The sequence below is a fragment of the Williamsia serinedens genome (genome assembly GCF_024171725.1).
Classification (GTDB): domain Bacteria; phylum Actinomycetota; class Actinomycetes; order Mycobacteriales; family Mycobacteriaceae; genus Williamsia_A; species Williamsia_A serinedens.
In genome coordinates, this window is the sequence record NZ_JAMTCG010000002.1 from 326,721 (window position 1) to 345,800 (window position 19,080).

The 19,080-nt window shown below is 69.6% G+C and carries 11 protein-coding genes and 1 pseudogene; 7 read left to right on the plus strand and 5 right to left on the minus strand.

What is annotated here, in order from left to right; translation table 11 throughout:
- Positions 1 to 61 precede the first annotated feature (61 nt).
- The gene (gene rraA / locus LX12_RS05000) at positions 62 to 547 is read right to left on the minus strand and encodes a ribonuclease E activity regulator RraA (RefSeq protein WP_253653424.1); all 486 of its coding nucleotides are present in this window, start codon (positions 545 to 547) and stop codon (positions 62 to 64) included.
- A gap of 10 nt (positions 548 to 557) precedes the next feature.
- Positions 558 to 785 (minus strand): RNA-binding S4 domain-containing protein, encoded by a 228-nt coding sequence (locus tag LX12_RS05005; RefSeq protein WP_253653425.1) that lies wholly within the window; start codon positions 783 to 785, stop codon positions 558 to 560.
- A 95-nt stretch (positions 786 to 880) separates the two neighbouring features.
- Between LX12_RS05005 and lysX the strand changes: the two genes are divergently transcribed.
- The 3 genes from lysX to LX12_RS05020 all read left to right on the plus strand — a co-directional run bounded on the left by lysX (position 881) and on the right by LX12_RS05020 (position 5,882).
- Complete coding sequence (lysX, locus tag LX12_RS05010) at positions 881 to 4,174, plus strand: bifunctional lysylphosphatidylglycerol synthetase/lysine--tRNA ligase LysX (protein ID WP_253653426.1); 3,294 nt, start codon at positions 881 to 883, stop codon at positions 4,172 to 4,174.
- A complete protein-coding gene (locus tag LX12_RS05015) occupies positions 4,171 to 5,082 on the plus strand; it encodes an alpha/beta fold hydrolase (RefSeq protein WP_253653427.1) in 912 nt (303 codons plus the stop codon). Before lysX ends, LX12_RS05015 begins: the two co-directional genes overlap by 4 nt.
- 299 nt (positions 5,083 to 5,381) lie before the next feature.
- On the plus strand, positions 5,382 to 5,882 hold the full coding sequence (locus tag LX12_RS05020) for an enoyl-CoA hydratase (RefSeq protein ID WP_253653428.1): 501 nt from the start codon (positions 5,382 to 5,384) through the stop codon (positions 5,880 to 5,882).
- Between the two features lies 1 nt (position 5,883).
- On the opposite strand, the gene LX12_RS05025 is transcribed toward LX12_RS05020, so the two are convergent.
- Entirely contained in the window at positions 5,884 to 8,280 is a 2,397-nt protein-coding gene (locus LX12_RS05025; protein ID WP_253653429.1) for an acetyl-CoA acetyltransferase, read from the minus strand.
- Between the two features lie 77 nt (positions 8,281 to 8,357).
- Here LX12_RS05025 and LX12_RS05030 point away from each other — a divergent pair, with 77 nt between their 5' ends.
- Positions 8,358 to 9,050 (plus strand): TetR/AcrR family transcriptional regulator, encoded by a 693-nt coding sequence (locus LX12_RS05030; RefSeq protein ID WP_253653430.1) that lies wholly within the window; start codon positions 8,358 to 8,360, stop codon positions 9,048 to 9,050.
- The gene (locus LX12_RS05035; RefSeq protein WP_253653431.1) at positions 9,047 to 9,919 is read left to right on the plus strand and encodes an SMP-30/gluconolactonase/LRE family protein; all 873 of its coding nucleotides are present in this window, start codon (positions 9,047 to 9,049) and stop codon (positions 9,917 to 9,919) included. The genes LX12_RS05030 and LX12_RS05035 overlap by 4 nt, the downstream gene beginning before the upstream one ends.
- Positions 9,920 to 9,926: 7 nt before the next feature.
- On the opposite strand, the gene LX12_RS05040 is transcribed toward LX12_RS05035, so the two are convergent.
- Positions 9,927 to 11,393, minus strand: a complete 1,467-nt coding sequence (locus tag LX12_RS05040) for a glutamate synthase subunit beta (RefSeq protein ID WP_253653432.1) — start codon at positions 11,391 to 11,393, stop codon at positions 9,927 to 9,929.
- Positions 11,386 to 15,993, minus strand: a complete 4,608-nt coding sequence (gene gltB, locus LX12_RS05045; RefSeq protein WP_253653433.1) for a glutamate synthase large subunit — start codon at positions 15,991 to 15,993, stop codon at positions 11,386 to 11,388. Before gltB ends, LX12_RS05040 begins: the two co-directional genes overlap by 8 nt.
- Before the next feature lie 473 nt (positions 15,994 to 16,466).
- Between gltB and LX12_RS05050 the strand changes: the two genes are divergently transcribed.
- Entirely contained in the window at positions 16,467 to 17,396 is a 930-nt protein-coding gene (locus LX12_RS05050; protein ID WP_301284190.1) for an esterase/lipase family protein, read from the plus strand.
- A gap of 319 nt (positions 17,397 to 17,715) precedes the next feature.
- Positions 17,716 to 19,070, plus strand: a pseudogene (locus LX12_RS05055) (HNH endonuclease signature motif containing protein).
- The last annotated feature ends 10 nt before the right edge of the window (positions 19,071 to 19,080 follow it).

The following is a 19,080-nucleotide window of genomic DNA, read 5'->3' on the forward strand; positions in this document are numbered from 1 at the left end:
ACAATGCGCGTTGTCAGTCGACCAGTGTAGGCGCAATCCCGCCGGGGCGAAAAGGGTCGGGTCAGGCCCGGTCGACCACGACGATCCCGTCGTCGTCGCTGTGGAGCACGTCGCCCGGACGGAAGGTGACGCCGCCGAACGCGACGTCGACGTCGGATTCGCCGGCCCCGGTCTTCGTCGACTTCCGGGGATTGGTCCCCAGTGCCTTGCACCCGAAGTCCATCTCGCCGATGACGGCGGAGTCCCGGATCGCGCCGTGCACGATCACCCCGGCCCAGCCGTTCGACCGGCCCAGTTCGGCGATGAGGTCACCGACGAGTGCGGTGTGCAGCGAGCCGCCGCCGTCGATCACCAGGACCGCGCCGTCGCCGGGTGTCCCGAGCACCGACTTGAGCAGGGCGTTGTCCTGGTGGCAGCGGACGGTGCGCACCGGCCCGGCGAACTGGCGGCGTCCGCCGTACTGACGGAACTGGGTGTCGCAACTGCGGACGTCGGCGCCGATCTCGTCGACGAGGTCGGCGGTGGCGGTGAAGGAGATGTCGGTCACGACGGGGAGTCTAGGACTGCTCCTGGGCACCGACGCGGACGGCGACCCCGCCGATCTCGACGACGTCCCCGACCGCCAACTGCCGCCCTCGGCGGGTGTCGACCTCGCCGTTGACGCTCACCTCACCGTCGGCGATGACCTCCTTCGCCTCCGCACCGCTCTCGATGAGGTTCGCGAGCTTGAGGAACTGCCCCAGGCGGATGGTGCCGTCGGAGATGGCGACCTCGGGAATGGTCATCGTGGGCGTCCTCGTGGTGGTCGGGCGGTTCGTGGGTGTCACCTGACACGATTGCACGCGAGGCCGCTCCTCGACGCGGCCAGGCGGGAGGCCCGATGGACACACGGCGGGCGCCGCATGTCGCCGGCGTGGTGGTCGGCGTCCTGTCGGGACTGTCCCTGGTGGGCAGTGTCTCGACGACGTTCCGTCACCTCATCGCGATCCCCCGCGACTGGGTCGACGGCTACGTCATCTCCATGCCCGACACCAGCTTCGCGTGGGCGTTCGTGCTGGCCGTCGTCGCGGTGGCGCTCTCGGCGCGCAAACGCATCGCGTGGTGGGTGACCGCCGGCTACCTCGTCGTCTTCGCGGGCTCCAACGCGCTGTACTTCGTGCCGTCGGTGGCCGACGGTCTCGACCTCACGATGACCGACCGGGTCAACCTCGTCGTCGGCCTGGTGATCGACGCCGTCGTCCTCGTGTTCCTCGTCGTCACGTACCGACAGTTCTTCACCCGCGTCCGCCGCGGGTCGGTTCTGTTGGCACTGGCCGTGCTCGGCGGCGGCCTGCTCGCCGCGACGGCGATCGGGTGGGGCCTGGTCGAGGCGTTCCCCCGCACCCTGGAACCCGGTCAGCGTCTCGCCTACGCGTTCAACCGCGTCGTCGCGTTCGCCTCCGTCGACACCCGCACCTTCGACGGCCGGCACTCGTACATGGTCATCAACGGTCTGCTCGGTCTCCTCGGCGCGCTGGCCCTGATGACGGCGGCGGTGGTGCTGTTCCGCTCCCAGCGGTTGTCGGGACTGGTGACACCAGACGACGAGCGCGTCATCCGCGCGTTGATCTCCGCGTACGGCGACGACAACTCGCTGGCCTACTTCTCGACCCGTCGCGACATCGCCGCTGTCTTCGCACGGTCGGGGCGCGCGGTCATCACCTACCGCGTCGAGTTGGGGGTGTGTCTCGCGTCCGGCGACCCGATCGGCGACCCACGGCACTGGCCCGACGCGATCGCCGAGTTCCACGCGCTCTGCGAGCGGTACGGGTGGTCGCCCGGGGCGATGGGCGCGAGCGAACGCGGTGCGCAGGCGTTCATCGACTCCGGGATGACAGCACTGACGATGGGTGACGAGGCGGTCATCGAGACGCGGCACTACCGCACCTCGGGTCCGCAGATGCGCGGGGTGCGACAGGCCGTGACGCGGACCGTGCGGGCCGGTGTGTCGGTCCGCATCCGTCGCCATGCCGATCTCTCGGCCGACGAGCTCGCACAGATGGAGATCCGGGCCGACGCGTGGCGCGACACCGCCGAGGAGCGCGGGTTCGCCATGGCACTGAGCCGCCTCGGCGATCCCGCCGACGGTCAGTGCGTGCTCGTCGAGGCGGTGCAGTACGCGGACACGCCGGCCGAGCGAGTGGTCGGGATGCTGTCGTTCGTGCCGTGGGGGCGAGCCGGGTTGTCGCTGGACCTCATGCGCCGCGACCGCGACGCCGTGAACGGCGTGGTCGAGGCGATGGTGTCCGAGGTCGCCACGCAGGCACCGGCTTTCGGTATCGCCCGGATCTCGCTCAACTTCGCCGCCTTCCGCGCGGTGTTCGAGCAGGGCGACGCGATCGGCGCCGGGCCGGTGATGCGCGGGGCGCACGGCCTCCTGGTGTTCGCCTCCCGCTTCGTGCAGATGGAGTCGCTGTACAAGTCGAACGCGAAGTATCTGCCGACCTGGGAGCCGCGCTTCCTGTGCGCAGCCGACGCCCGCGACATCGTGCGCGCCGGTCTCGCCGCCGTCCTCGCCGAGGGGTTCGTGGCCGTGCCGTGGCGCCGCCGCGGTGACACCAGCCGGTATGTCGGGACGTCGTCGGCCGTACCGGCGAGCCTCGACGTCGACGAGCTGGTCGCCGCCATCGAGGCGGACTCCCACGCCGCCGCGCCGAGTCCTCGTCGCCCCGAACAGGTCCGGGTCCGGATGGCCAAACTCGACGCGCTCCGAGCGGACGGTGTCGACGCGTACCCGCCCGCCGATCCCCCCACCCATCGCATCGTCGACGCACGCTCGGCCACGCGGTCGACCCCCGTCGCCGTCGCCGGGCGGGTGTTACGTGTCCGCGACCTCGGCAGTGTGGTCTTCGCCGACGTCCGCGACTGGACCGGCACCGTGCAGGTGGTGCTCGACCGCTCGACCGCCGGCGACGAGACCGAGAGGTTCGCCTCCACGGTCGACCTCGGCGACCTGGTTCGCGTCCAGGGGACGATGGGGCGCAGCCGATCCGGCGAGCTGTCGGTGCTCGGTGACCGCTGGACCATGCTCGGCAAATGTCTGCACCCGCTCCCCGACAAGTGGAACGGGCTGTCGGACCCGGAGACCCGCGTCCGCCTCCGACACGTCGATCTCGCGGTCCACACCGCGGCGCGGGACATGCTGGTGGCGCGCAGCGCGGTCGTCGGGGCGCTCCGGTCGACGCTGGCCGGCCAGGGGTATCTCGAGGTGGAGACCCCTGTGCTGCAACGGGTTCACGGCGGGGCCAACGCCACCCCGTTCCGGACACACATCGAGGCCTATGACCTCGACCTGTATCTGCGGATCGCGCCCGAGCTCTATCTGAAGCGGCTGTGTGTCGGTGGCGTCGAGCGTGTCTTCGAGATCGGCCGGAACTTCCGCAACGAGGGCGCCGACGCCACACACAACCCCGAGTTCACCTCCTTGGAGGCCTACGAGGCGCACGGCGACTACCGCACGATGCTCACCCTGGCGCAGACCATGATCCAGGCGGCCGCGGTGGCCGCACACGGAGAGCCGATCGCGCTGCGATCGCGTGACGACGGCGGGTTCGATCGCGTCGACATCGGTGGCGACTGGGCCGTGCGGGACGTGCACGAGGCGGTGTCCGATGCGGTCTCGGCCGAGTTGGGCGATCGGGTCGTCGTCGAACCCTGCTCGGATCTGCCGACGCTGACCGGGATCGCGGACCGACTGCAGATCGCAGTCCACCCGGACTGGGATGCCGGCCAGGTGGTGCTCGAGCTCTACGAACACCTCGTCGAGGCACGCACCACCACCCCGACGTTCTATCTCGACTTCCCGGTCTCGGTGTCACCGTTGACGCGGTCGCACCCCCAGCGACCCGGCGTCGCGCAGCGATGGGATCTCGTCGCGTGGGGGATGGAGCTCGGCACCGCCTACAGCGAACTGACCGATCCCGTCGAGCAGCGGGCACGCCTCACGGAGCAGTCGGAGAAGGCCGCCGGTGGCGACCCCGAGGCGATGGAGCTCGACGAGGACTTCCTCACCGCGCTGGAGTACGCCATGCCCCCGACCGGGGGGCTGGGACTCGGCGTCGACCGGATCGTCATGCTGCTCACCGGCCGTCCCATCCGCGAGACGCTGCCGTTCCCGCTGGTCCGACCTCGGTGACCCCCGTCGAGCCGCCCGGCGTCGTCGCCGAGATCGCCGGTCTCGCGACCCACGTCGTCGTCGACGGCTCCGGGCCCCCGGTCGTGCTGATGGCCGCGCTGGGCAGCAACTGGTTCGACCTCGACGCCCTCGCCGCCCGCCTCGCGGACTCCTTCACCGTCATCCGGTACGACCGTCCCGGATACGGACTGAGCGCGTCGCTGCCCCGCGACCGGTGGCCGACCCTGTCCGGTGAGATCGACCGTCTGGAGGCCGTCCTCGACCACCTCGGTGTCACCGAACCCGTTGTGCTGGCAGCGCACTCGATGTCGTCGTTGTACGCGGAGGGGTTCGCGCTCACCCGACCTGGACGGACGCGCGCGGTGCTGATGATCGACGGCACGTTCTCGCTGATCGGCGTCCGTGCGGTGCCGACTGCGCGGCGGGTGGCGAACTGTCACAGGGCCGCCGACGTCGTCGCGCGCCTGGACATCCCTCGTCGCCTCGGACCCGCGGCGCACGCATCGGTGCTGCCCCGGCCGCCCGAGGGATACGACGAGTCGCAGCGGCACTGGATCCGTCACGTCTTCACCCGCGTCGACATGGCGCGGGCGACGCTCGTCGAGAACGCGGCCTACCCCGCGATCGACGAGGACCTGCGTGCGCTACGCGCCGAGAGGGGTCGCCCGTCGATGCCGGTCACCGTCCTCGCCGCGCTCGGCGACGGCGGCGGGTGGAGGTCGGCATGGCGGTCTCGACACCGGCGATATGCGGCCGCGCTGGGCGCGAGCTACGAGGAGATCAGTCCGGCCGGGCACCTGCTGGTGCTCAGTCGGCCGGCCCTCGTCGCCGACGCGATCCGCCGGTTGGTCCGTCGGGCGGACGACGGATGGGTCAGGGCTGCAGGAGCGCCAGATCCGATGCGGTGACGAGGCGTTCGGCCTCCTCGGGCCACATCCGGGCGATCCGGTGGCGGTGGAGGCGACCCGGCGGCCGGGTGGGCCGTCCGTCGGTCGATGCGGGGCGGAGGACGGACGGTACGTGAGGAGCTCTCACACGGATCACTTCCCTGGACTCGGTTGATTCCGTGTGACGGATGTTACAGATGTGACTGGGAGCTTCCTGTCAATGACACGCCCGGTCTGACCTGTGGACAACCGATTCGCCCGGGAGTACGTCCGTACAGTACGTTCTCGTTCGTCATCGTAACGATCCTCGGGGAGATCTCATGCGTTCGCGTGTTCGCTCGCTCATTGCCGCCACCGCCGTGGCCGTCGCCGCCGTCACCGGAGGGGTTGTCGCCGCTGCGCCGGCCGGTGCTGCTCCGCCGCCGCGAGACCTGCCTGTCTTCGCACCCTTTGGTCAGAACTTCGGCGCGTTTGGCGACCACGACTTCTGCCGCGGGAGCATGAACGTGCGGATCAGCTCACCAAAGCGTGGGGTGGCGCGGGTGACGCTGACGTCATTCGGCTTCACCGGCAGCGGACGTGGGTGGACGACGAACCCCAACTGCGGCCTTCTCGTGGGCGTGACCGCGACCAATGGGTTGTTTCAGATCGGTGAGACGTTCTTCAACGCGTCGTTCGGGCCTCGTCCAGGCGCGAAGGTGACCCGTGACATCGCTACCGGCTCGGGCTTGCGGAGCTTCGGCGTAGCGTCTTACGCCCGCAATTCGCCCGTGCGACTCCTCCAGTCATACGGAACTGGGCTGTATTTCATCGTTCCCTGACCTAGCGCCCCTTCCACACCGGCTGCCGCTTCTCGACGAAGGCCGTGATGCCCTCGAGGGTGTCCTGGCTGACGATCAGTTCGTCGAGGGCGGTGGTCGGGTGTTGCGCGGCGGCAACGGGATCGGCGACGCCCTGGGTCTCAGCGATCGCGATCAGCGAGGCACGCACCGAGGTCGGTGAGCAGGCCACCACCTCGGCGGCCAGCTCGCGGGCGACGTCCATGACAGTTCCCGCCGGGGCGACGCGACTGGCGATCCCCCGCCGGAGCGCCTCGTCGGCCGGCATCCGGCGGCCGGTCAGAATCATCTCCATCGCGACGGATCGAGGGAGCGCACGCGGAAGACGCACGAGCCCGCCGGCGAGCGCGGCCAGGCCGACCTTCACCTCGGGCAGCGAGAAGGTCGCGGTCTCGTCGACGACGATCATGTGGCAGGCCAACGCGATCTCGAAGCCCCCGCCCAGCGCATGACCGTTGACAGCGGCGATGACCGGCTTCACGAGATCCGACCGCGCCGTCAACCCACCGAACCCGTTGAGCGGCACCGGCCCCATGCCACCGCTCGCCGCGGTGGCGGCGAGGTCGTTGCCCGCGGAGAACGCCTTGTCCCCCGCGCCCGTGATGATCGCGACCCACAGGTCGGGGTCCGCGAGATAGGCGTCGAACACCGCGTCGAGTTCGGCGTTCGTCGTCGGGTCCAGGGCGTTGCGGGCGTCGGGGCGGTTGATCGTCACCTCGAGCACGTGGCCGTCACGACGGACGATCACCCCGGTGTAGTCGTCGCGGAACCCGACGACCGGCGCCGGCCGCAGCCGATCCATGGTCTCGGCGTCCAGGCTGACGCGGTTGCCGTCTGCGAACGATCGCGCGACCGCCGTCGTCCCGATCGGCTGATCGGACTCGACGAGGTGACGCATCATCGCCTCGTCCTCCCGGTCGACGGTCGCGATGAAGCGCTCACCGAGCGTGCCGCTGTGCTCGACGACCCGCCCGACGACGATCGCCTGACGGGGACCGCTCTTGCCGTACCCGACGACGTAGGAGTCGATCACCGCCGGCCCGTCGACGCGCTCGACGGTGGGGACACCGGGGATCGCGTCGAGCTCGGCCTGGACCGCGGCACTCGTCGAGGTCGGCCATCCCACCGGAGTGGTCGAGTAGACGCCGGTCGAGTACTTGCTCAGCACACCGCCGTTCGCGCCGACGAGTCCGAACGCGCCGGGTGCCGCGCGGACACGGTCGACGATCTCGGCAATCGCGTGCATCGAGTAGTTGTTGCCCGCACCGCCGAAGTACGGCAGCCCGCCGGTGACGGTCAGTCCGCGCGGGTCGTCGGCCGACAACCCGACCGCGTCGCACACCGCGGACACCGCGATCGGGAAGCAGCTGTACAGGTCGAGGTGGGCGACGTCGTCGAGGCCGATCCCGGCGGCGTCGAGTGCGTGTGCGATCGATGCCACGGCGGCCGGGGAGGCCGACAGATCGGGCCGGCGCATCAGCGGCTTCTCGACGAGGTCGGCGTGACCGTGCAGGAACACCCAGCGGTCCTCCGGCACACCGAGGTCGCGCGCCCTCGCCACCGACATCACGACGACGGCGGCGGCCTGGTTCACCTGGTCCCGCGCGATCATCAACCGCGTGTAGGGGTCGGTGATACGCCGATTCGACTCGTCCGCGGTGGCGATCTCGTCCACCGTCCGCTCGACGGGCGAGGCGGAGTGCGGATTCTTCGCGGCCACAGCGGAGAACGGCGCGAACAGCTCGGCCATGGACCGCGCGTAGTCGTCCCGGGACTCGCCGACCCGCGCCCGTCGTGCGTTCTCGAGCACCGAGTACTGCAGCAGCGGCTCCCGCAGTCCGTGTCGCGCCTCCTGCGCGGTGACGATCCCGGCGATCCCGAACCCGCGGTCCTCGACGCCGGCGTCGTCGTGTTCGGACCAGTCGGGTGTTGCCTGCCCACTGTCGGCGATGTGTCGCTTGGTCGAAATGACCTCCGCGCCGGAGATCACGAACGCCTCCGACCGCCCCGCAGCGATCTCGCCGGCCAGCTCGGTCAGCAGGTGCTGTGGGCTCTGCCCACCGACCGCCTCGGCGACGAGCCGTCGCGCCATGATCCCGACGCGGCGCGCGACGGCGGCGGGCATCACATCGGGTCGACCGAACGGCGAGGACGAGAGGGGACTGGACTGCTCGAAGGACCGGATCGACCCGACGGTGTCGATCGTGGCGGCCGCCCGGCCACCATCGATCCCGCAGTCGGTCAGGGCCGTTCGCACTGCTTCGGCCGCGAGGTCCGCCTCCGACAGTCCGCGATACCCGTGGTCGTCGAGTCGCTCACTCGCCTGCCCGACGCCGACGACGACCGGCGTCGACGGGTCCAGCGCATCCACACCACTCACGGCAGCTCCTGAGGTCTGAGACGATTACCCCACGAATAGTCTCACAGCCGTGCGGGCCGTCGTGAGACCATCTCCGCGTGACACGACCCGGGGCCCCACTGGGTGACCTGTTCGCCCGCGCGGTCCGCCAGAGCATCGGTGGGACCGCCGCTGCCGGTGACGCCGGTGCAGACCCGACCGTCGACCGCATCCTCGACGCCGCGGTCGCCGTCCTCGGGCGACGGGGCACCACCGAGGCGACCGTCGACGAGGTCGCCCAGGAGGCCGGGGTCGGGCGCGCGACCGTCTTCCGCCGCTTCGCGTCCAAGGACACGCTCTTCGAGGCGGCGCTGACCCGGGTCGTCGGCGGCGTCATCGGCGCGATGGTCGACCGCTTCGCCGTGGTGCGCGACCCCGTCGAGCAGGTGGTCGAGGGGTTCGCGATCTGCATGGCCCTCGACGCCGATCCGCTGCTCGCGGGCAGCCGACGCCGCCGCGCAGATCTGCTCGCCGCACTGTGCGACGGCGACCCGTCGCCGCTGTCGCTGGCGTTCCACGCGGTGGCGGCCAACCTCCGCCGTGCGCACCGCGACGGCGCCATCACCGTCGGCGATCCCGACCAGCAGGCCGACGCGCTGGTCCACCTGGGCCTGGCCTACCTCGTGGCCCCCGGCCTCGCCATCGACCTGGCCGATCCCGACGCTGTCCGCGCCTTCGCCCGCAGCACCATCGCACCCGTCATCGGATACGTCCCCGAGACGGCGAGCCGCGTGGTTGCATCGGACTCATGACCCCCGAGGTGACCACCGTCCTGGAGAACTACACCTACTTCGAGTGCCCGCGCTGGCACGACGGTCGGATCTGGGTCTCGGACTTCTACTCGTACAGGGTCATCTCGGCGAACGCCGACGGCTCCGACGTGCGGGTGGAGGCGGAGATCCCGCAGCAGCCGTCGGGTCTCGGCTGGCTGCCCGACGGGCGCCTGCTCGTGGTGTCGATGCGTGACCACACCATCCTGCGCCGCGAGGAGGACGGGTCGCTGTCCGTGCACGCCGACCTCTCCTCGCTCGTCACGCACCACCTGAACGACATGCTCGTCGACGACCGGGGCCGCGCCTACGTCGGCAATTTCGGCTTCGACCTGATGAACGGCGGCGACCCGGCGGCGACGTCGCTGATCCTCGTCGAGCCGGACGGCTCGGCGCGCGTCGTCGCCGACGACCTGTGGTTCCCCAACGGCATGGCGCTGACCTCCGACGGACGCCTCGTCGTCGACGAGACCATCGCCAACCGCGCCAGTGTCTTCGACATCGACGACGACGGATCACTCGGCGAACGCCGCGACTGGGCGGTGTTCGGCGACCTGCCGGACATGGCCGACACCGCGACGGCGATGGGGCAGATCGTCCTCGCCCCCGACGGCTGCGCGATCGACGCCGACGACGCACTGTGGGTCGCCGACGCGCTCGGCGGGCGCGTGGCGAAGGTCGTCGAGGGCGAGGGTGTCGTCGACCAGATCACCTTCGACAGCGGCGTGTTCGCGTGCGGGTTCGGCGGGGACGACGGCCACACGCTGTTCGTCTGCGCCGCACCGGACTTCGACGAGCACGCACGCAAAGAGGCCACCGACGGCAGGTTGCTGTCGGTGGCCCTTCGCTGACGAACTGTTACCGCTGCGGTGCCTGCGTGGGGTGGATCGGTGCCGGCAGGTAGGTCTCCTGCGTCAGGTACTGGTCCACACCCGCTGCCGCGGAGCGGCCCTCGGCGATCGCCCACACGATGAGCGACTGTCCGCGACCGGCGTCACCGGCGACGAACACGCCGGGGACGTTGGTCTGGAAGTCGTCGTCGCGCTTGACGTTCCCGCGCTCGTTGTAGTCGACGCCGAGGCCGTCGAGCAGGCCGGTCCGCTCGGGACCGACGAAGCCCATGGCGAGCAGGACGAGGTCGGCCTCGAGCTCGAACTCCGAGCCCTCCACCTTCTCGAACTTGCCGTCCTTCATGACGACCTCGTGCGCGGCCAGCTTGGTGACCTTGCCGTTCTCGCCGATGAACTTCTCGGTGTTGACCGAGAACACGCGCTCGCCGCCCTCCTCGTGGGCGGACGAGACACGGAACATCAGCGGATACGTCGGCCACGGGGTGCTCTCGGCACGCTCGTCCGGCGGCCGCGGCATGATCTCGAACTGGTGGACGATCTCGGCGCCCTGGCGCAGCGAGGTGCCGAGGCAGTCGGCGCCGGTGTCGCCACCACCGATGATGACGACCTTCTTGCCCTTCGCGGTGATGGGCGGCTCGCCGTCCTCACCGGCGACGTCGTCGCCGAGCTGCACCTTGTTGGCCCAGGGCAGGAACTCCATCGCCTGGTAGATGCCCTCGAGATCACGGCCCTCGATGGGCAGGTCACGCCATGAGGTCGCACCGTTGGCGAGCACGACGGCGTCGTGCTGAGCGCGCAGGTCCTCGGGCGAGATGTCCTGTCCGACGGTGACACCGGTCTTGAAGACGGTGCCCTCGGCCTCCATCTGCGCGATGCGCCGGTCGATGTGGCGCTTCTCCATCTTGAACTCGGGGATCCCGTAGCGGAGGAGACCACCGATGCGGTCGGCGCGCTCGTAGACCGTCACGTCGTGCCCGGCCCGGGTGAGCTGCTGTGCGGCGGCGAGTCCCGCGGGACCGGAGCCGACGACGGCGACGTGCTTACCGGTCTTGGTGCTCGGCATGACCGGGTGGACCCAGCCCTTGTCGAAGGCGTTGTCGATGATCTCGACCTCGACCTGCTTGATGGTCACCGCAGGCTGGTTGATCCCGAGCACGCACGACGCCTCACACGGGGCGGGGCACAGACGACCCGTGAACTCCGGGAAGTTGTTCGTCGCGTGCAGACGCTCGATGGCGTCCGCCCAGCGGTCCTTGTAGACCAGGTCGTTCCAGTCCGGGATCAGGTTCCCCAGGGGGCACCCGTTGTGGCAGAACGGGATACCGCAGTCCATGCACCTGCTGGCCTGGCGCTGCAGCACCTCGTGCTCGTGCTTCTCGTACACCTCTTTCCAGTCCTGCAGACGCAGGTCCACCGGACGCCGCTTCGGCAGCTCCCGCTCGGTGTACTTCAGAAATCCGCGCTGATCACCCACGAGCGGCCTCCATGATCGCCTCGTCCACATCCCGGCCGGCCTTCTCGGCGTCGGCGATCGCGATGAGGACTCGCTTGTAGTCGCGCGGCATCACCTTGATGAACGCGCGCTGTGTGTTCTCCCAGTCGTCCAGGATCGCTGCGGCGACCGGGGACTCGGTCTCGTTGCCGTGCTTCTCGACGATCCCGCGCAGGAACTCGAGGTCCTCGTCGTCGAGGCCCTCGGGCTCCACCAGCTCGGTGTTCAAATTGTCCGGCAGCTTGCCGAACGGGTCGTAGACGTAGGCGACACCACCGGACATGCCCGCCGCGAAGTTGCGGCCGGTGTCACCGAGGACCACGACACGCCCACCGGTCATGTACTCGCAGCCGTGGTCACCGACGCCCTCGACGACGGCGGTCACGCCCGAGTTGCGGACGCAGAACCGCTCGCCGACGACACCGCGCAGGAGGATCTCGCCGGCGGTGGCACCGAACCCGATCACGTTGCCCGCGATGATGTTCTTCTCGGCGACGAAGCCCTCGGGGGCCACGCGCGGCGGACGGATCACGATCCGGCCGCCCGAGAGGCCCTTGCCGACGTAGTCGTTGGCGTCGCCCTCGAGCCGCAGCGTGATGCCCCTGGGCACGAACGCGCCGAAGCTGTTGCCCGCCGACCCGGCGAAGTCGATGATGATCGTCCCGTCGGGCAGGCCGTTGGCACCGTAGGCCTTGGTCACCTCGTGGCCGAGCATCGTGCCGACCGTGCGGTTGACATTCGAGATCGCCGACGTGAAGGAGACCCGTTCACCGGCGTCGATCGCCGCGCGGCTCTGCGCGATGAGCTGCTGGTCCAGCGCCTTGTCCAGCGCGTGGTCCTGCCGACCCGAGTTGTAGAGGTCCTGGTTCATGAACGGCGAGTCGGCCACCGCGAGGATCGGCGACAGGTCGAGCTTGCCGGCCTTGGCACCGCGCCAGTGCGCGAGCGCCTTGGTGGTGTCGAGCGCCTCGACGTGACCGACCGCCTCCTGCAGCGTGCGGAACCCGAGGCGCGCCAACAGTTCCCGCACCTCCTCGGCGATGTACAGGAAGAAGTTCTCCACGAACTCCGGCTTGCCGGTGAACCGCTTGCGCAGCTCGGGGTTCTGCGTCGCGACACCCACGGGGCAGGTGTCGAGGTGGCAGACACGCATCATGATGCAGCCCGAGACCACGAGAGGTGCTGTGGCGAAGCCGAACTCCTCGGCACCGAGCAGCGCGGCGACCACCACGTCACGACCGGTCTTCAGCTGGCCGTCGACCTGGACGACGATGCGATCGCGAAGTCCGTTGAGCAGCAACGTCTGCTGGGTCTCGGCCAGGCCGAGCTCCCACGGGGCGCCCGCGTGCTTCTCCGACGTCAGCGGCGTGGCGCCGGTACCGCCGTCGTGCCCGGAGATGAGCACCACGTCGGCGTGGGCCTTCGACACACCCGCGGCGACCGTGCCGACACCGACCTCGGAGACCAGCTTCACGTGGATGCGAGCCGCCGGGTTGGCGTTCTTCAGGTCGTGGATCAGCTGCGCCAGGTCCTCGATCGAGTAGATGTCGTGGTGCGGCGGCGGCGAGATCAGACCGACGCCCGGCGTCGACCCGCGCACCTCGGCGACCCACGGGTACACCTTGTGCGGCGGGAGCTGACCGCCCTCACCGGGCTTCGCGCCCTGGGCCATCTTGATCTGGATGTCGGTGCAGTTCGTCAGGTAGTGCGACGTGACGCCGAAGCGACCCGACGCGACCTGCTTGATCGCACTGCGACGCCAGTCGCCGTTCTCGTCCGGCTCGAAGCGGTCGACGCTCTCGCCGCCCTCACCCGAGTTGGACCGCCCGCCGAGGCGGTTCATGGCGATGGCCAGCGTCTCGTGCGCCTCACCGGAGATCGAGCCGTAGCTCATCGCGCCGGTCGAGAAGCGCTTGACGATGTCGCGCGCCGACTCGACCTTGTCGATCGGGATCGGGTCGCGGTCACCGAAGTTGAAGTCGAACAGTCCGCGCAACGAGGCGATCTTGCGCGACTGGTCGTCGACGAGCTTCGTGTACTCCTTGAACACCGAGTACTGACCGGTGCGGGTGGCGTGCTGGAGCTTGAACACCGTGTCCGGGTTGAACAGGTGGTACTCGCCCTCACGGCGCCACTGGTATTCGCCACCGACCTCGAGCTCGCGGTGGGCGCGCTCCTCCGGCCGGGCCTCGAACGCGAGCGCGTGACGCGCGGCGACGTCGGCGGCGATCTCGTCGAGACCGATGCCGTCGAGGTGGCTGAGCATCCCCGAGAAGTACTCGTCGACGGTCTCCTGGCCGATGCCGATGACCTGGAACAGCTGGGCACCGGTGTACGACGCCAGCGTCGAGATGCCCATCTTGCTCATGACCTTCAGCACGCCCTTGCCGGCGGCCTTGATGTAGTTCTTGCAGGCGGTCTGGAAGTCGATGTCCCCCAGCACGCCCCGCTCGATCATGTCCTCGATCGACTCGAAGGCCATGTACGGGTTGATCGCCGCGGCACCGAACCCGACGAGGCACGCCATGTGGTGCACCTCGCGGGCGTCACCGGCCTCGACGAGCAGACCGACCTGGGTGCGGGTGCGCTCGCGGACGAGGTGGTGGTGCACCGCCGAGGTGAGCAGCAGCGAGGGGATCGGCGCCAACTTCTCGTCCGACTCGCGGTCGGACAGGACGATCAGGCGCGCACCGTCGGCGACGGCCTCGGAGACCTTGCGGCGGATGTCCTCGATCGCCCGACGCAGACCCTCGCCGCCCTCGGCGACGGGGTACAGACCGTGGATCTGCACCGACCGGAAGTCCGGCCAGTTGCCGTCGTCGTCGATGCGGACGAGCTTGGCGAGGTCGTCGTTGTCGAGGATCGGCTGCGGCAGCGCTATCTGCCGGCAGGACTCCGGACCGGGGTTCAGGAGGTCCGACTCCTTGCCGATGGTGACACCGATGCTGGTGACGACCTCCTCGCGGATCGCGTCGAGCGGCGGGTTGGTCACCTGTGCGAAGCGCTGCTGGAAGTAGTCGAACAACATCCGCGGACGCATCGACAGCACGGCGATCGGGGTGTCGGTGCCCATCGAACCGATGGCCTCGGCGCCGGTCTTCGCCATCGGGGTGACGAGGAGGTTGAGCTCCTCGGTGGTGTACCCGAAGACCTGCTGGCGCAGGCGGACCCGCTCGTGCGCCATGTGGATGTGCGGGCGGCTCGGCAGGTCCGAGAGGACGGTGAAGCCCTCGTCGAGCCACTGCTGGTACGGCTGCTCGGCGGCGAGGGTGTCCTTGATCTCCTCGTCGTCGACGATGCGGCCCTGCGCGGTGTCGACGAGGAACATGCGACCCGGCTGCAGGCGCAGGCGACGGACCACCGTGGCGGGGTCGATGTCGAGGACGCCGACCTCCGACGCCATCACGACGAGCCCGTCCTCGGTCACCCAGATGCGGCTGGGGCGCAGGCCGTTCCGGTCGAGCACGGCGCCGATGACGGTGCCGTCGGTGAAGCAGACCGACGCCGGTCCGTCCCACGCCTCCATCAGCGTCGAGTGGTACTGGTAGAACGCCCGATGCTCGGGCTTCATGGTCTCGTGGCGCTCCCACGCCTCCGGGATCATCATCAGCACGGCGTGCGGCAGCGACCGGCCGCCGAGGTGGAGCAGCTCCAGGCACTCGTCGAACCGCGCGGTGTCGGAGGCGCCGTCGGTGCAGATCGGGAAGATCTTCTCGCCGGTGCCCTCGCCGAACACCGAGGTGTCGATGAGCGCCTCGCGGGCGCGCATCCAGTTCTCGTTGCCGGTGACGGTGTTGATCTCGCCGTTGTGGGCGACGCGTCGGAACGGGTGCGCCAGCGGCCACGACGGGAACGTGTTGGTGGAGAAGCGCGAGTGGACCAGGCCGAGCGCGCTCTCGACACGGTTGTCCTGCAGGTCCAGGTAGAAGGCCTTGAGCTGCGGGGTCGTCAGCATGCCCTTGTAGACGAAGGTCTTGCCCGAGAGGCTCGGGAAGTACACCGTCTCCCGGCCCGGACCGTCCTGGCCCGCGCCCTTCTGCCCGAGCTCGTGCTCGACACGCTTGCGCACGACGAAGCTGCGTCGCTCGAGATCGTCGCCCGAGGCACCGCCGAGGAAGATCTGGCGGAAGGTGGGCATGGCGTCGCGGGCGAGCGCACCCAGCGACGCGTCGTCCACGGGGACCTCACGCCATCCGAGGACCGTGAGGCCCTCGGCCTCGGCCAACTTCTCGACCGCCTCGCACGCCTGGACGGCGTCGTGGAAACCCTGCGGCAGGAAGGCGATGCCGGTCGAGTAGGAGCCCTCCTCGGGCAACTCGAAGTCGACGACCTCACGGAAGAAGCGGTCGGGGACGTTGAGCATGATGCCCGCGCCGTCCCCGGTGTTCGGTTCGGCGCCGGCCGCCCCGCGGTGTTCGAGGTTCACCAGCGCGGTGATCGCCTTGTCGACGATGTCGCGACTGCGACGCCCGTGCATGTCCACCACGAAGGCGACGCCGCACGAGTCGTGCTCGTTCATCGGGTGGTACAGGCCCTGCGGGCTCGGGTACCGGTGCCCTGCCGGGCCGGGAGCGTGCTTCATTCGTATCCGCCCTAACGTCGCTCTCGCGACAACTCCTCATCTCGACCGAGGGTACGACGGCGTGCTGGTCCAGTCGTGATGAGTCCAACCTAAGATCGGTCCTGACCTGCGACGATGCGGGCCCGACCGATGGGCTGCGAGCGGCCAGCCCCATTGCTGACCGACGCTGACCGCGCCCCGGGGGAGCGGCGGTGTGCGATGACCTCGTCCGACGGGATCACCGTCACCTGGTCATTCGGGCCATTTTCTCACGCCGGACGGTCCGGACAGAAATCAACGAAACAAACAGTGATCCAGGGTGACGAACAGGTCACGGAACCGTTCTGGCGTACACGTCGAGCATCCACCACCGGCGCCCCGGACGCGACCCGATGCACGAGGTCGTTCGATCCGCGAACAGACATGAACGGTCGGTCGTACCGTCACCACCGAGGCCGTCGACGGTGACGACCCGCGCGGATGCGGAGGATGTCATGGGTCGATTCGCACGCTGGACCGTGGTGGCGGCGGTCGCCACCGTCGCGACCGGTCTCCTCGGCGGTACCGCCGCAGCGCGGCCCCTGCCCGTCGTCTACTCCCTCGGCGCGGCGACCGCGACGGCGGTGGCCGCCCCCGACTCGTCGCCGCCGGGCGCCAACGACTTCTCCTGTCGTCCGACCGCGGCCCACCCCCGTCCGGTGGTGCTCACCCACGGGACGCTCTACAACATGACGATCGACTGGCAGGCCCTGTCGCCTCTGCTGAAGAACCAGGGCTACTGCGTTTATGCGTTCAACTTCGGCCGGCAGCCGTCGTCGACGTACCTCGGTTTCCCGGGAGCCCGGAAGACCGGTGGCACGGGCCCCATCGAGCAGTCGGCAGCACAGCTCGCGGCGTTCGTCGAGCGGGTGAAGGCGTCCACCGACGCCGACAAGGTCGACATCGTCGGGCACTCGCAGGGCGGGATGATGCCGCGGTACTACCTGAAGTACCTGGGCGGCGCGGCATCGGTGGACCAGTTGATCGGACTGGCGCCGTCGAACCACGGGACCACCGTGCTGGGCCTGTCCGCGATACCCGGTGTCCCCGACGCGCTGCGGCTGGGCCTCGGCACGGCCATCCGCCAGCAGATCGTCGGGTCGGACTTCCTCCGGCGACTGAACGCCGGCGGCGACACCGTCCCCGGCGTCCGTTACACCGTCGTCGAGACCCGCTACGACGAGGTCGTGACGCCGTACACCTCGGCGTTCCTGTCGGGACCTGGGGTCACGAACATCACGCTGCAGGACCGGTGCGCGCAGGACTACACCGACCACCTCGCGATCACCTACGACCGACTGGCCCTCAGTCATGTGCTGCACGCGCTCGATCCGTCGTACCCGATCGCTCCCTGCGTCTTCTCGTCACCGGCGTCAGGGGTGTAGCCGCACGGGTTGTGCACACCCCAGGTGTGACCTCTGGTTCCTGTCGGTGGCCCACTGTACGATCGAACACATGAGCGAACAGGCTGTCGGCGTCGACACCACGGGTGTCGTCGCGTCGCTGGCCGCCGACGAGAAGCACTCTGCCGCTGAGCTTGTCGAGGTGTTGTCGCATTGCCGGTCGATCACCGCCTCGGCGGACTACCGGATGCTGTGCGCGGCCAGCCTGATCCACGACGAACGCTGCGAGGACTATCTGGTCGAGGTCGCCGAGCGGGATTCCGGTGAACGCGCCTCGGTCGACGAGCTGATGGCCGCGGGGATGGACCATTTGGCAGGCCGCGATCCGCGGGCCGAGTTCGGGCCCGACGGGTTGGAGCGGGCGACCGCCGAGGTCGGTGCCGTCCTGAACGTGCCGGCCGCTCGCGCGCGGGAGATCATCACCGCCGGCGACACCGCCCGGTACCGGCTGGTGTTCACCGGACAGGCACTGGCTGTGGGTCGCATCGACCTGGCCGGGTTCCTGCTCATCTGCACCCGCACCAAGCTGGTCGTCGACCCGGAACTGGTGAAGATCCTCGACACCCACATCGCCCAAGCCCTGTTCGACCGACCACCCCTGTCACGGGCCCGGCTGGTCGCGATGGTCGATGCGATCGTGGCGATGGTCGACCCCGATGCCCTGCTGCGCCGGAAAGAGCGTGCTGCCGCCGACCGGGACGTCACCATCCGCCCCGATCGGTTCCAGCCCGGCGCCTCCCGGGTGTCGGCTCCCTACCGATCACCGACGCCGCCGCCATCGACGCCCGCCTCACCGCCATGGCCGCCTCCGTCCACACCGCGGATCCCCGCACGAGGGCGCAGCGCCGCGCCGACGCCCTCATCGCGCTCGCTGCCGGGACCGATCACCTCACCTGCGGCTGCGACACCTGCACCCAGCCTGTCGAACTCGAGCCCGACACCGACACGCATGTCGACGTCGACGCGACGGTCGACCCTGCGCCCGCCGTCGAGCAGCCTGCACCGCAGCCGATCGCTCCGCCGGTGGGTCCGGCGCGGCCGGTGTTCCACATCGTGGTCAACCTGTCGACGCTGCTCGGCCTCGACGACCAACCCGGCTACCTCGACGGCCGCGGGATCATCGACGCCGACACCATGCGCGCCCTCCTCGCCGACGCCGAGCGCGAATTCCTCCGCCGCGACGACCCCGCCACCGCCGCCCGCGCGGCGAGCATCTACACCCCGTCGAAGAAGCTGCAGGCCCTGGTGCGCGCCGGTGAACTGTGCTGCACCTTCCCCGGCTGCTCCGCACCCGCCTGGTCAGTCGACCTCGACCACACCGACCCGTTCGACCACCGCGACCCCGACCACGGCGGACAGACCACCAGGGCGAACCTGAAACCGCTGTGCCGGTTCCACCACCGCATCAAGACCTTCGACAAACGATGGCGCGACTACCAATCACCCCTCGGTGAGGCGTTCTTCCACTCCCCGACCGGCCACATGTTCCTCGGCAACGCCTACAACGCCCACGACATCTTCCCCGCCCTCGGACCACCCGAGAAACCCGAGAACCACCCCGCCAGAACCACACTCGCCGCCCGACGAGCACAGAAACGCGCCGCACACCTCCGCGCCGTCGAACGCGCCGAGGCCGCCGACCCGCCGCCCTTCTGAGCGCCCGCGC